The sequence below is a fragment of the Noviherbaspirillum sp. FW303-A3 genome (assembly GCF_058788695.1).
Map to the genome: position 1 here is coordinate 5,433,113 of NZ_JBYTAZ010000001.1, position 12,531 is coordinate 5,445,643.

The 12,531-nt window shown below is 61.2% G+C and carries 12 protein-coding genes; 6 read left to right on the plus strand and 6 right to left on the minus strand.

What is annotated here, in order from left to right:
• Positions 1 to 2: 2 nt before the first annotated feature.
• From AC3WOY_RS25800 to AC3WOY_RS25820, 5 genes are all read right to left on the minus strand, one after another.
• Entirely contained in the window at positions 3 to 1,001 is a 999-nt protein-coding gene (locus AC3WOY_RS25800) for a 3-hydroxyacyl-CoA dehydrogenase NAD-binding domain-containing protein (RefSeq protein WP_492429062.1), read from the minus strand.
• A 95-nt stretch (positions 1,002 to 1,096) separates the two neighbouring features.
• The gene (locus tag AC3WOY_RS25805) at positions 1,097 to 1,792 is read right to left on the minus strand and encodes a fumarylacetoacetate hydrolase family protein (protein WP_492429064.1); all 696 of its coding nucleotides are present in this window, start codon (positions 1,790 to 1,792) and stop codon (positions 1,097 to 1,099) included.
• Positions 1,789 to 2,838 (minus strand): cupin domain-containing protein, encoded by a 1,050-nt coding sequence (locus AC3WOY_RS25810; RefSeq protein WP_492429066.1) that lies wholly within the window; start codon positions 2,836 to 2,838, stop codon positions 1,789 to 1,791. Before AC3WOY_RS25810 ends, AC3WOY_RS25805 begins: the two co-directional genes overlap by 4 nt.
• 53 nt (positions 2,839 to 2,891) lie before the next feature.
• Positions 2,892 to 4,961 (minus strand): acetate--CoA ligase family protein, encoded by a 2,070-nt coding sequence (locus tag AC3WOY_RS25815; protein WP_492429068.1) that lies wholly within the window; start codon positions 4,959 to 4,961, stop codon positions 2,892 to 2,894.
• 25 nt (positions 4,962 to 4,986) lie between these two features.
• Positions 4,987 to 5,883, minus strand: a complete 897-nt coding sequence (locus tag AC3WOY_RS25820) for a beta-keto acid cleavage family enzyme (RefSeq protein WP_492429070.1) — start codon at positions 5,881 to 5,883, stop codon at positions 4,987 to 4,989.
• Between the two features lie 168 nt (positions 5,884 to 6,051).
• Here AC3WOY_RS25820 and AC3WOY_RS25825 point away from each other — a divergent pair, with 168 nt between their 5' ends.
• From AC3WOY_RS25825 to AC3WOY_RS25850, 6 genes are all read left to right on the plus strand, one after another.
• Positions 6,052 to 6,969, plus strand: a complete 918-nt coding sequence (locus AC3WOY_RS25825; protein WP_492429072.1) for a LysR family transcriptional regulator — start codon at positions 6,052 to 6,054, stop codon at positions 6,967 to 6,969.
• Positions 6,970 to 7,138: 169 nt separating this feature from the next.
• The gene (locus AC3WOY_RS25830) at positions 7,139 to 8,881 is read left to right on the plus strand and encodes an FAD-dependent oxidoreductase (RefSeq protein ID WP_492429074.1); all 1,743 of its coding nucleotides are present in this window, start codon (positions 7,139 to 7,141) and stop codon (positions 8,879 to 8,881) included.
• Positions 8,882 to 8,885: 4 nt separating this feature from the next.
• The gene (locus AC3WOY_RS25835) at positions 8,886 to 9,659 is read left to right on the plus strand and encodes an SDR family NAD(P)-dependent oxidoreductase (RefSeq protein WP_492429076.1); all 774 of its coding nucleotides are present in this window, start codon (positions 8,886 to 8,888) and stop codon (positions 9,657 to 9,659) included.
• Positions 9,660 to 9,694: 35 nt separating this feature from the next.
• On the plus strand, positions 9,695 to 10,381 hold the full coding sequence (locus AC3WOY_RS25840) for an NIPSNAP family protein (protein WP_492429078.1): 687 nt from the start codon (positions 9,695 to 9,697) through the stop codon (positions 10,379 to 10,381).
• 35 nt (positions 10,382 to 10,416) lie between these two features.
• The gene (gene maiA / locus AC3WOY_RS25845) at positions 10,417 to 11,067 is read left to right on the plus strand and encodes a maleylacetoacetate isomerase (RefSeq protein WP_492429080.1); all 651 of its coding nucleotides are present in this window, start codon (positions 10,417 to 10,419) and stop codon (positions 11,065 to 11,067) included.
• A 14-nt stretch (positions 11,068 to 11,081) separates the two neighbouring features.
• On the plus strand, positions 11,082 to 11,900 hold the full coding sequence (locus tag AC3WOY_RS25850; protein WP_492429082.1) for an enoyl-CoA hydratase/isomerase family protein: 819 nt from the start codon (positions 11,082 to 11,084) through the stop codon (positions 11,898 to 11,900).
• A 220-nt stretch (positions 11,901 to 12,120) separates the two neighbouring features.
• Here the strand turns inward: AC3WOY_RS25850 and AC3WOY_RS25855 are convergent, their stop codons facing one another.
• On the minus strand, positions 12,121 to 12,525 hold the full coding sequence (locus tag AC3WOY_RS25855; protein ID WP_492429084.1) for a GYD domain-containing protein: 405 nt from the start codon (positions 12,523 to 12,525) through the stop codon (positions 12,121 to 12,123).
• Positions 12,526 to 12,531: the final 6 nt, after the last annotated feature.

Below are 12,531 nucleotides of genomic sequence, written 5' to 3' on the forward strand. Positions count from 1 at the left end.
TTTCAGTTCTTGCATTTTTGTGCAGCGGTCGGTTGGTCCTGCTTCATCAGTTTGACGACACGTGCGAGGTTGCGGTCCCGCCACTGCACGAGCTCCTTGATCGAGCGCCCCTGTGAGACCTCACTGGCGGCAAGCAGCAGCTTTTCGCGTGTCGCTGCATCCAGGTGTGGCTGGCCCAATGCACTCCACCATCCCTCGATCGCATCGCCGGCATGGTCGAGAATGCCCTTCATTCCGCCCGGGCCGCCAGCCATATGCATGGTGAGCAGGCTGCCCATCAGTGCCCAACGCGGCCCGAGGCCATAGCGGACGGCGTCGTCGATGTCGGATGCGGACGCAATTTCTTCGGCCAGGCAATGCACCGCTTCGCGCAGCAACGCGAACTGCAGACGGTTGGTCATGTGCCCCGCCGCCTCGCGCTTGAGGCGGATAGGATGCTTGCCTATGCGGCGCGAGAACGCGACTGCCCAGTCGGAGACCGCCGGTGCCGTATCCTGCCCGGCTACCACTTCCACCAGCGGGATCAGGTGGGCCGGATTGAACGGGTGGACGACGACGAAACGCTCAGGATACTTGCAAGCCTTCTGCAGCTCCGACGGGGGAATGCCGCCCGTGCTCGACATGATGATTTTTTCTGGTGACGCAGCACCGTCGATTGTGGCGATGACGCGGGCCTTGAGTTCCGGTCGTTCGGGCGCGTTTTCCTGGATGGCGTCGGCCAGTGCAACAGCTTCCTCGACCGACGACACGAAGCGCAGCCGAGACTCGGGGATCGTCATCTCCGGCGTATCGAGCAGAGCCATCAAGGACGGCCAGGCATCGTGGATAAATTCTCGTGTTTTCTCCTCCGCGTCGGGCGCCGGATCATGGGCAAGGACAGTCAGCCCGCGGGCAAGGAACAAGGCAATCCAGCTTGCGCCCACGGCGCCGGTGCCGATGACGCCGATGACTGAAATCTGGTCGGGCGCAGGATAGCTGTGCGCCCCATTCGTGCTATGCATTTTCGCTCCTGGTCCGGCGGCCTGCCTGTGCCCCGGCGTTGAAGTACCCTGCGTGCCGGCGCCACTGCGGTCGCCCCGTCTGCGCCGGCGCTGGGTCACGATGCCTTGATATCGAGGCTGATGCTGCCGACCTTACCGATCGAACCTTCGATGCGGTCGCCGGCCACCACCGGGCCGACGCCCTCCGGCGTGCCCGTGAAGATGACGTCGCCCGGGGTCAGGCGGTAGAATCGAGACAGGTGCGCAACCAGCTGCGGCACGCCGTGGATCAGAAGTCCCAGGTCGGAAGACTGGCGCGTTTCGCCGTTCACACGCAGCTCGATCCTTTCCTTGTCCGGATGGCCGATGTCGGCCGCAGGCACAATTTCCGAAATGACGGCCGACTCTTCGAAATCCTTTCCCAGATCCCACGGACGGCGTTGCTCCCGCGCAGTCAGTTGCAGATCGCGGCGCGTCATGTCCAAGCCGCAGGCATAGCCGAACACGTGCTCCAGCGCCTTGTTTTCCGCAATCTCGAAGCCGGCCTTGCCGATCACGAAAACGAGTTCCATTTCGTAGTGGTAATTCTGAGTACCCGGCGGATAGGCGACGGTCGCACCCGATGGTACGTAGGTGTCATGCGCCTTGGTGAAGTAGAACGGCGCTTCGCGGTCTACCTGCACGCCCATTTCCTTGGCATGCGCTTCGTAATTTCGCCCGACGCAGAAGATGCGGCGGACCGCATACTGCTCGGTACGGCCCTTGACCGGAATAGATACAATCGGGGGCGGGGGAAACAGATAGGTCGTCATTCAAATACCTCATAAATGCCAAGTTTGCGATGCAACGGAGCGTCGTCTACCATGAATAGATAGGTGGGCTCTGTCGCGGACAGATTGGTCAGGACCGCTGACGCATGCGTAGGCACGGCCATCGTGTCGGAATCGTTAAAACTGTGGCCGACGTCATCAACCACTGCCTGGCCGCGACCTTCGACGACATGCAAGACCGCCGATGCGGATCGCTTGGGCAGGCGCACGGTTTCGCCGGGACGCAGCAGGATGGCAGAAAAACCGAGTGTAGGCAGGCATTCCTGCCCGGTTTCCGGATTGATGTACGCGAGATGGACCAAGTGCCCCATCGGCGTCAAGGTAGCGAGCCCCTGCAGCGATTGCTTGACGTCCTTCCATGGAAATCGCATCAGCGGATAGCGGGACTCCTTGCTGTCAAGCGAGCGGTACGGCACAACGCCCCCCTTGCTGAAGCGCAAGGTGCAATCACCAACCGGCTTCGTCAGTTCCTGCGAAGTCTTGCTGTCCGTCGCGTACGACGCGTCCATGTTGTAGATCAGCGGAAGGTCGAGCGCGTCCAGCCAGATTACCGGCCCCCGGCCCTCATGGCCGTGCTCATGCCAGGTACCCGACGGTGTCAGGATCAGGTCGCCTTTTTCCATCGGCAGTTTTTCTCCATTGACCACCGTGAAGCCACCCTCGCCTTCGATCACGAAGCGTACCGCGCACGGCGAATGCTTGTGATTGGGCGCCGTTTCGCCCGGCTGGATCAGCTGCAGGCCGATATAGATGCTGCCCGTCGCCTGCATGTTCTGCAACCCGAATCCCGGATTGCACAGAACCAGCACGCGTCGCTCCGCCTTCTCGATGGGCGTCAGTTCGCCCGCCTTGATCAGGTCGGGGCGCACATCGGCAAAGCGCCAGATGACCGGCTGTGTACGGCGCGCCGGGCGGCCATGCGGCAGGACCGCGCGTAGCGAGGGCCAGAGCGGCAAGGTGTTGCGGGAGACTAGTCCATCGTAGTAGTCCTTTGGCAGGTCCTCGACGCGCCCAAGATTGTTGCTCATCCGACTTCCTTTCATTTGGTTAGTGTTAAGGAAACCCGCTGATTTGTTGTTTCCTACCGGTCGATAACGACCAGCGCGTCGAGTGCCAGCGCGCCGGCAGCATTCACGCGCAAAGGATTAATTTCCACCTCGGCGATTTCCGGATGCTCCAGCATCAGCCGGCCGATGCTCTTGACCACATCGGCAATCGCCGCCCGGTCGCATACTGGCAGGTTGCGGAAGCCATCGAGCAACTTGCGCCCGCGTAGCTCATCCAGCATGTGCTGCGCCTCGATGTCGGAAACGGGCGCGAGCCTGACGCTGCTGTCGGCCACGGCCTCAGCCAGGACGCCGCCCAATCCCACCATCACCACCGGCCCCCAGGATGAATCACGTACCGCACCGACAATCAGCTCGACACCGGCGGACGCCATCTCCTCGATCAATACCTTGCCCGGATCGCCGGTCGGGATCTTGGCGATTGCGTCCAGCGCACCGTTCAGCGCCTCGCGATCCTTGATATTCAGATGCACGCCGCCGACTTCGGTCTTGTGGGGCACGTCATCGGCCGCGATCTTCGCCACTACAGGCGGCGACATGCGTTGGAATGCCTCGAATGCTTGTGCAGGGTCGTGGCACAGGATGCGTTGCGGACTGCGAATGCCATACTTCGCCAGCAATTCCTTGGCGCGGTTTTCGTCAAAGGAGCCGGTCAGCGTTTCTTGCGGAGCGACCTCGGGCATGGCGCCGCGCTGCTGCGCGGTCCAGCGGCCCTTGGCATCGACCGCGAGCGCCACTCCGGCCAGCACGAGACGTTCTGGGCTGAGCACGGCAGGAATTCCCGCCTGGCGGAGCGCCGCCACGGCCGGGGCGAGGTCTTGCTCCAAGCCGAGCGTCCCAAAGACGACCGGCTTGCCGGCTTCGGACGCCGGCGACAAGGCAGCGGCGGGAGCCAGCACCGACGGCTCGCTCAGTGCGTACACGAGAATGCCGTCGATGTTGCCGGCTTTCGCAACCGCCGCCACGATGTTCGGGAAGCCCGAGCCCGGACGGCCGGTGTCCACCGGGTTTTTGATGAACGTCATCGGCGGCAAATGCTTTTGCACTGCTTCCTGAGTTTGGGCATCGAGTTCGGGGACGTTCACACCGGCGCTCTTCAGACCGTCGACAATTAACAGGCCGGGCCCGGCCTGGCCGGTGACGAGGGCAAAACGGGCGTCGGCGCTCGGCGGCAATCGTTTGTAGGCAAGCAAGGCCGCCGCTTGCGCGAGTTCCTCGGTAGAGTTCACAACGACCGCGCCCGCCTGCCGCAAGGCAGACACGGTGCGCTGGTGCGATCCCATCAGGTTGCCTGTGTGCGAGACCGCAAACTCGCCGATATCAGCCTTTCCCGCCACCAGCGCGACGACCGGCTTGTGCGGCGTGACCTCGCGCACTGCCTCGAACAGTGCGCGGCCGTTCGGCACCCCCTCGAGATGCAGGGCGATTGCATCAGTGGCCGCATCCTCTGCCAGCATGGGCAAGATGTCGGCTGCCGATACGTCAACCGCGTTGCCAAGGCCGGCAGCAATCGATATTCCTTCCCCAAGGCGATCGATCAGGAAGCTGATCGACAGATTGACGCCACCGGACTGCGCGACGACAGCGACACGCCCCTTGCGTAGCTGGTCGACGCCGGGAACGAAGCTGGCGATGCACTGCCCATGCGTGTTGATGAAGCCGGAGGTATTCGGGCCAAGCAGACGCAGTCCGCTGGCGCGGCAAATGTCAGCAATACTCGCCTGCAGCTTCGCGCCTTCTTCGCCGGTTTCACCGAAACCACCCGAAATGATGAAGATGCCCCCAACGCCGCGCTCGGCAGCCTCTTGCGCAGCTTTCACGCAGTGTTCAGCTGGAATCGCGAGGATCGCCAAGTCGACGGCCTCTGGCAATTCCCGCATGCTCGGGTAGCAGGGAAAGCCCTGGATTTCCTTCGCCTTCGGGTTGACGGCCATCAGACGGCCGGGAAACCCTTTCAGGGACAGCAACGCTTGGGAACCTGCCTTGGCAAGGTCGGTGGATGCACCGACCACCGCAATGCTCTGCGGGTTGAACAGTCGCTCGAGATTCTTCTGGCGGATTGCGGTGAGTGCGTCATGCGACATGCTAGTCTCCTCGTATCGGTCCACACTACGCTTTGAGCGGACGCAGCCCCATGATCTGGCGAGCCTCTTCCGGCGTCGCTGGTTCGTAGCCCATCTCGCGGACAAGGCGTACTAGTCGCTCAACGAGTTCTACATTCGTCGCCAGCCTGCCCTGCGAGTAGTAGAGGTTGTCCTCCAGGCCGACGCGCACATGGCCGCCTAGCAGCAGCGAGTTCATCGCCGCCGGCAGTTGCGCCGCGCCGATCGCGCTCACGTTGAAAATGGAATTCTTTGGCAAGTGATCGACCATCGTCTGCAGCAGGCGAGGCGTATAAGGCAGTGCGCCTTGGAAAGCGTTCACACCGAGCACGATATTGATGAAGTACGGCGCCTCGTCCCAGCCTTCAGCGATCATGCGATGCACGTCCTGTACGATGTCGGCCAGGCCGAACACTTCCCATTCCGGCTTGATACCGCGCTCCTTCATCATCTGGGCCAACTGGCGGATGCGGGATGGCATCGTCGGCACCAGAATTTCCTTGCCGCCGAAGCTGGCAACCACCGTTTGCGCATCCAGCGTGCACATTTCAACGCCCTCGCCTTCCATACCCTTGAGGCGCTCGGACCAGCGGATTTCCCAGTACTCGCTGTCGCCGACCGGATGCACCATGTCGCCGTTGATGCCCCCGCCCGTCGAGTTGTTCAGGATGATGTCGCACTTGTCACGGATCAGGCGGTTGATACTGGTGTAGATAGACGGATCGCAGGTCGCCTGATCGTCGGGGCGACGTGCATGCACCGCAACGACGCTGGCGCCGGCGTTATAGCAGCGGTAGACGTCGTCGGCGATTTCCCGGGGCTGCGTCGGCAGATTGGGATTCTGCTTCTTGCTGGCCATGCCGCCAGTGGGGGCGACAGTGACAATGATCTTGGGCGCGCTCATTGATTCTCCTCTTGTGAAAATGGGTCGCCGCTCCACCGCCGCATGGGAGGCACATCGCCAGGAAGGGGTGCGGGACTGTGGCGTTGAGGTATCTTAAAGATGACGCCACTCATAGCGATAATGCTTTACCGCTATACTTGTTATCCACTTTTTGCATATCCTTCCGCCATGGATTCACGTCCTCTTGAATACTTCCTGCGCGTCGCTGAGCTGGGCAGCATCAGCAAGGCCGCACTCGACATGCATCTTTCTCAGCCCGCGCTCTCGCGTCACATCGCCGCACTCGAGCACGAGCTCGGCGTTAGCCTGTTCAACCGAAGCCATGGCGGCGTACAGTTGACCGAAGCAGGGGAATTGCTCGCAGGACGGGCTCGCCCCATCCTGCGGCAGCTATCAGTCCTAAAGGAGCAGGTGGGCGAACAGGCCGCCGGACAGTTCTCCATCGGGATTCCACCGTCGTGGCACCATGCATTCACGGTGGACTTTGCTTCGCGCATCATTGCCGGCTCGCCCGGCATCCGCCTGAGGATTTACGAAGGCGCCAGTAATGTGCTGCGCGAGTACATGGCAGCCGGCCTGCTCGACCTCGCGATCCTCCCGTTCAATCCGGAAGCAACACCTGGCTATCGACACACCCGCTTGGTGCGCGAACCGGCCATGCTGGTTAGCACTAAAGCAGCAGCCTTGTCCGGAGACAATGCGATCCCGCTGGCAATGGTGGACGGACTCAGGCTGGTCCTGCCCAGCCGCCCGAACGGGTTGCGGCTGCAGATTGAACATGCCCTTGCCCGCAAGGGCCTAAGCCTGAAACTAGCGGCTGAAGTCGACACCCTGATGCTGTGCCTGAACCTGGCGCGCAGCGGTGCGGCACATACGATCGTCCCGAGTTGCACCTTGTATGACGAGAGCACGACCGAAGGGCTTAGCTGGTCGCCTGTCACCGGAATCAAACTGACTTGGACGCTGTATGAAAACGGTGCCCGCACCCACTCGATCGCTGTGCGCGAAGGCAAGCGCCTGGCGCTGGACCTCTTGTCCAGCCACATTGATGACGGCCAATGGCGGGGGGCAGAAATGCTGATCTGACATGCCCCCCCGCATTGCCGTAGTACAGATCGCGAGCGCTGCCCAATTGGCAAACCGGGAATAAATGATACAATGTCAGTTATTACCGGTGAGCCGGCATACACCGCGCGTCGTATGCCATTAAGAAAAGTATGCCGGAGTACGTCCGTCCCTTTTCCAGGAGGCAGCAATGGCATCAGAGCGGTGGAATCGAGTCGTCGATGTGGTCGTGATCGGCGCGGGCGCCGGCGGCATGTCCGCCGCCATTACTGCGCATATCGAAGGGCTATCTGTCCTCTTGCTGGAAAAGACGGACCGGATCGGTGGCTCGACCGCGATTTCCGGTGGCGTGGTATGGGCGCCTGCCAACACGCAGGCGGCCTTACTCGGACACCCGGACTCGCCGGAAAAAGCCATGGAGTACCTCGCTGCAACGGTTGGCGATGCATCGCCGACCGGCCTCCTGCAACGCTTTGCGGAAGCGGCAGGAAAAATGGTCGACTACTTTGCCCAGCATACGTCGCTGCGCTTCGCCGCGCGCGCCACCGCACCTGACTATTATCCCAATTGTCCCGGGGCGACCTTGGGAGGACGCGCCCTCGATCCAGTCGAGTTCGACGGACGTCGCCTCGGCCCGCACTTCAAGGAACTGCGCGATCCGATGCCGCAATTCGTCGTGCTGGGCGGTATGATGGTCAACACCTTCGACGCCAAGCAACTGCTGGCCGTCACCCGCTCACTCAAGGCGTGGCGGCACGGCATGCGCCTGGTGATGCGCTATTTCAAGGATCGCTTGCAAGGCTACCATCGCGGTACGCGCTTGGTACTTGGCAACGCCCTTGCCGCAGGCCTGTTCCACACCATTCTTGAGCGTGGGATTGAATACCATTTGTCCGCTGACGTGCGCGCGATCCATACGGATAGCGAAGGCGTTCAGGGCGTGACCGTCCATATGGACAACGCGGAGATGAACATCCGCGTGCGGCGCGGCATCGTCTTGGCGACCGGTGGATTTCCGTGGAACTGCGCGATGCGCGAACAGCACTTCCCGAAGCCAACCGGCCTCTGGTCGATGGCGCCGCAATCCAACTGTGGCGACGGGCTTGCGCTTGCGCAGTCGGCAGGGGCAACGCTCGGGAGCGGCCATGCCGGCCCTGCGCTCTGGGCGCCGGTATCGATTCACACTCGTGCGGACGGCACGATCGTTCGGTACCCGCACCTTGTGTGGGATCGTGCCAAGCCGGGGCTGATGGCGGTCAACGGCGCAGGACAGCGCTTTGTCAACGAAGCCAATTCGTATCACGAGTTTGTACTTGCCATGTACCGCTCGCACGCGCATACGCACAGCATTCCCGCCTATCTCGTCTGCGACGCCGATTTCATCGAAAAATGGGGACTCGGCCTCGCCTTGCCCGGTGGCCGTCCGCGGCAACATCTGATCGACGACGGCTACCTGATCAAGGCCGGCTCGCTGACCGAGCTCGCGCATAAGCTTGGAATCGACGCCTCGGCTCTTTGCACGTCCGCGAACCGATTCAATGCAGCGGCGCGCAACGGCATCGACGAGGAATTCGGTAAGGGCGGCAACGCCTACAACTGCTATCTCGGCGACCCTGACTGCACGCCCAATCCGTGTCTCGGGCCAATCGAACGGCCGCCCTTCTATGCGATTGCCGTTTATCCCGGCGACATCGGCACGGCGCTCGGCATCCGCTGCAATGAAGACAGTCAAGCGCTCGACACAAACGGCATCCCGGTGCCGGGCCTGTATATCGCGGGCAATGACATGCACTCGATTATGGGTGGCACCTATCCCAGCGCCGGCATTACGCTCGGCCCCGCCCTGACGTTCGGCTGGCTCGCCGGCCTGCATCTCGCCCGTACAACCCGAGCGCCGATCTTTAGACCGGCCAATTCTCTAGAGGAGGCTTAAACCCATGCATGTAACTGCTGCGCGCCGTGCCGCGCTCGTGACTGGAGGTGCAAGCGGCATCGGCGCCGAAGTGGCCGTCCAGCTTGCAAAGGATGGATATCGGGTGGTGGTCGCCGATCTGAACGAAGAACGTGCTATCGCCGTGGCGGACGCGCTGCCGGGCGACGACCATGGCGCAGTCAGAGTCGACGTCTCGGATGCCGATAGCGTCGAGCGCGCATTTACGGCTGCCGAATCGAAGGGGGGCCCGCTCGACGTACTGGTCCACGCCGCCGGTGTCCTGCTGACCGAGCATGATGGCAAGCACTTGCGCTTCTGGGAGTCGAGCCTCGAGCGCTGGGAAGCCAGCATGGCGATTAATGCACGCGGCGCCTACCTGGCGTCCGCCGCATTCGTGAAGCTCCGACTGCAGAAACCGGTCGAACACGGCCGCATTGTCCTGTTCACCTCGGTAGCCGCCCAGACCGGCGGCTCGAAGACGACGTATGCCGATTATGCCGCATCCAAGGCGGCCGTCATCGGTTTCCTGCGCGCCGCCGCACGGGAATGCGCAGCACTTGGCATCACCATGAACGCGATCTCGCCCGGACAAATCGACACGCCCATGCTGCGTAAGAATATTCCCGCAGGAACTCCCGTCGACCCTGCCGTTATACCGATCGGCCGCGTTGGCCAACCATCGGACGTCGCCGCAGCCGTCCGCTACATCGTGTCGCCGGATGCGGGCTTCATTACCGGCGCCACATTTGATGTTAACGGCGGCCAACGCATGCAGTAAGCATGTCCCCAAAGACAATCCAAAGGAAACCCACCATGGCAAAAGAACTGAAAATCGATCCGGTGTACGAGCTGCGCCTCTATAATGTTGCCGCTGGCCGCATCCGTGACATGGAAGCACGAGTCCAGAATGATCTGCGCACGATCTTCCCGAAACACGGAATCCGTCCGCTCGCCGGATGGACCGGCGTTGCCGGGGCCGCTGCACCGCTCTATGTATACCTCACACCGTTCCAGAACATGCAGGAGCGGAATGAGAGTTGGGCAGGCTTCTACGCCGACCCGGCCTGGGCCGAATGCCGCGCGCGTACCAATGCAGGCAGTGAACTGGTCGAACGCTATGACATCCTGTTCCTGCGCGCCATCAAGGCATGGGAAGACCCGCCGACCTCGGCGGCCCACCACGCGGAACCACTGGTCGAGATGGTGATCCAGTCGGTGGCGATCGGCCAGACGGCTGCGGTGCGCAACGAGATCTTGGAAGCGACCGTACCGACGCTGAGCAATGCCGGTGCATTCGTGCATGGCGTGTTCGATATCATGAGCGGCCGTCCGCTACCTTGCGTCGTGTTTTTCGTCAGCTGGCCGGACTTGGAAAAGCGCGCGCAGGCGATGCAGTCGCTCGACTTGCGCACCGTGGAAACGCGTGCCGCCGGCAAGATCCCGCTGCTGGACCGCGCCGACACTTATCTAATGCGCAACTTGCCAGTCACCTGGGCATAACGTTGCCCCAACTCTTGTCGGCACCCAAAACCACTATGAAGCTCTACAGCTACTACCGCAGCTCCGCGTCGTACCGCGTCCGCATTGCGCTCAACCTCAAGAACCTCGCCTTCGAGCAGGTTCCGATCCACCTTACCAAAGGCGGCGGTGAACAGTTTTCTGCTGAGTTCAAGCAGATCAACCCGGCCGCCCTGCTTCCGGCCCTGATTGACAAGGAAGACCACGCCCCAATCACTCAGTCGCTGGCGATCATCGAATACCTCGACGAGGCCTACCCTAACTACCCGCTGCTGCCGAAATCACCCGCCGATCGCGCGTATGTCCGCACTATCGCCTTGTCAGTTGCTTGCGAAATCCATCCGATCAACAACCTTCGCGTCCTTCAATACCTTACGCGTGACCTGAAGGTGTCGGAAGACGACAAGAATGCGTGGTATCGGAACTGGTGCGAACGCGGTCTCGCGGCAGTCGAAGCGCTCCTCTCGCGCGACGCGCGGGCCGGCCGGTTTTGCTTTGGTGACGCGCCGTCTCTGGCTGACTGTTTTCTGGTGCCGCAAATCTTTAACGCACAGCGATTTAATTGCGACCTGTCGGCGATGCCGACCATTATGCGGATCAACGATGCCTGCCTGCAGCTAGATGCATTCAAGCGAGCGACACCTGCCAATCAACCGGATGCCGAATAATGGTTGGCCGCGTCATGTCCACTTCAATCCGTTCCTCTCCCGATGCGGTCGAATTTACCGGCAACACGCTTGTGATCGAACGGCGCGGGTCGGTTGCCGTTATCCGCTTCAATCGTCCGGCGTCACTGAACGCCATCAATGTGGAAATGGCACATGAATTGTTGGCTGCAGCACGTCGCCTTTCGGTGGACCGATTGGTTCGCTGCGTGGTTCTAGCAGGTTCCGGCAAGGGGTTCATGGCCGGCGGCGACTTGTCCACCTTAGCGGTTGACTCGGTGGCCACTGCAAGGGCCTTGCTGCTTCCCATCAACGAAGCTCTCGGTATCCTGCATGAAATGGATGCGCCACTGATTGCGCAAGTGCACGGGGTAGCGGCAGGCGCAGGTATGAGCGTTATGCTGCAGGCCGACATCTCGATTGCCGCAGAAGGCACCAAGTTCAACCTGGCCTACATCAACGTAGGGGCATGCTGCGACGCCGGCGCGTCGTGGGCGTTGCCGCGGCTCGTCGGGCTGCGGCAGGCGCTTGAAATCGCCATGCTGGGTGAGACGATGAACTGTGAGGACGCGCTGCGTGTTGGTCTGGTCAACCGTGTCGTTCCGGAGGAGGCATTGGAAGAACAGGTCCTTGCGCTCGCTTATCGCCTAGCCAGCGGCCCCACAATCGCCTATGGTCATATGCGCAGGCTTCTGCGTTCATCCTTCGAACGTAGCCTCCCGGCACAATTAAAAGTTGAACTCACGTCGTTTTCCCACTGCGCCGAGACGGCCGACTTCCGTTCGGGTGTCGATGCCTTTCTTAGTCGACAATCGCCTTCCTTCGCCGGCAGATGAGTCAAGATCCGCGCCGAGGCAGCATTGTGTAAGCCCGTGTTGCTAAAGGTCCAGCAGAAAGTTCTTTAGGCGAGAAGATTGCACTTTTCCGAAACCAGTGGATTTGAGAAACCCGTGGACGGAAGACATTATGCTCATAATGTCAACTTCCGTTCCACAAGTTCCGGGACATGTTTTGCGCCAGGAAACATAATTCAAATCACTTTTCCCAGACAGTCATTCATTCCGTGCCTTCTTCGCCCGGGGAGTCTTGACGAAGATGGCCGCCCTCGGCATTCCACTTGGCGACATCGGATGGGGCAACCCCATACCCCGGCGGTCGATATGCGGCGGTCTTCTTCACCGCCTGGTCAACCTCCTGAGGCGTGATCAGCACAGTCGTTTTACACCTGGCCGCTCCAGCGGCATTTACCCTGAGCGCCAACGCCGCCGCAGTGGCATTGTCCGGAAGTTCTCCAATGATGAAAACGTCCTTTTCGCCGAAGGCGAAATAAAACGCTTCCACTGTGCCGCCCATCGAATCGAACAATTCATCAACAGCTTTGCGTCGCCTGGTTCCACCTTCCTTGAGCAGGCCGCTGACGCCTTCGCCAACATAACTGGCTTCAATAAGGTATTTAGGCACTTCGAT

Bases quoted from the DNA above. Each gene is read 5' to 3' on its own strand.
- AC3WOY_RS25820 (WP_492429070.1), bottom strand. From the start codon at position 5,883: ATGAGCGCGCCCAAGATCATTGTCACTGTCGCCCCCACTGGCGGCATG.
- maiA (WP_492429080.1), top strand. From the start codon at position 10,417: ATGAAGCTCTACAGCTACTACCGCAGCTCCGCGTCGTACCGCGTCCGC.
- AC3WOY_RS25830 (WP_492429074.1), top strand. From the start codon at position 7,139: ATGGCATCAGAGCGGTGGAATCGAGTCGTCGATGTGGTCGTGATCGGC.
- AC3WOY_RS25825 (WP_492429072.1), top strand. From the start codon at position 6,052: ATGGATTCACGTCCTCTTGAATACTTCCTGCGCGTCGCTGAGCTGGGC.
- AC3WOY_RS25805 (WP_492429064.1), bottom strand. From the start codon at position 1,792: ATGACGACCTATCTGTTTCCCCCGCCCCCGATTGTATCTATTCCGGTC.
- AC3WOY_RS25815 (WP_492429068.1), bottom strand. From the start codon at position 4,961: ATGTCGCATGACGCACTCACCGCAATCCGCCAGAAGAATCTCGAGCGA.
- AC3WOY_RS25800 (WP_492429062.1), bottom strand. From the start codon at position 1,001: ATGCATAGCACGAATGGGGCGCACAGCTATCCTGCGCCCGACCAGATT.
- AC3WOY_RS25810 (WP_492429066.1), bottom strand. From the start codon at position 2,838: ATGAGCAACAATCTTGGGCGCGTCGAGGACCTGCCAAAGGACTACTAC.
- AC3WOY_RS25835 (WP_492429076.1), top strand. From the start codon at position 8,886: ATGCATGTAACTGCTGCGCGCCGTGCCGCGCTCGTGACTGGAGGTGCA.
- AC3WOY_RS25850 (WP_492429082.1), top strand. From the start codon at position 11,082: ATGTCCACTTCAATCCGTTCCTCTCCCGATGCGGTCGAATTTACCGGC.
- AC3WOY_RS25840 (WP_492429078.1), top strand. From the start codon at position 9,695: ATGGCAAAAGAACTGAAAATCGATCCGGTGTACGAGCTGCGCCTCTAT.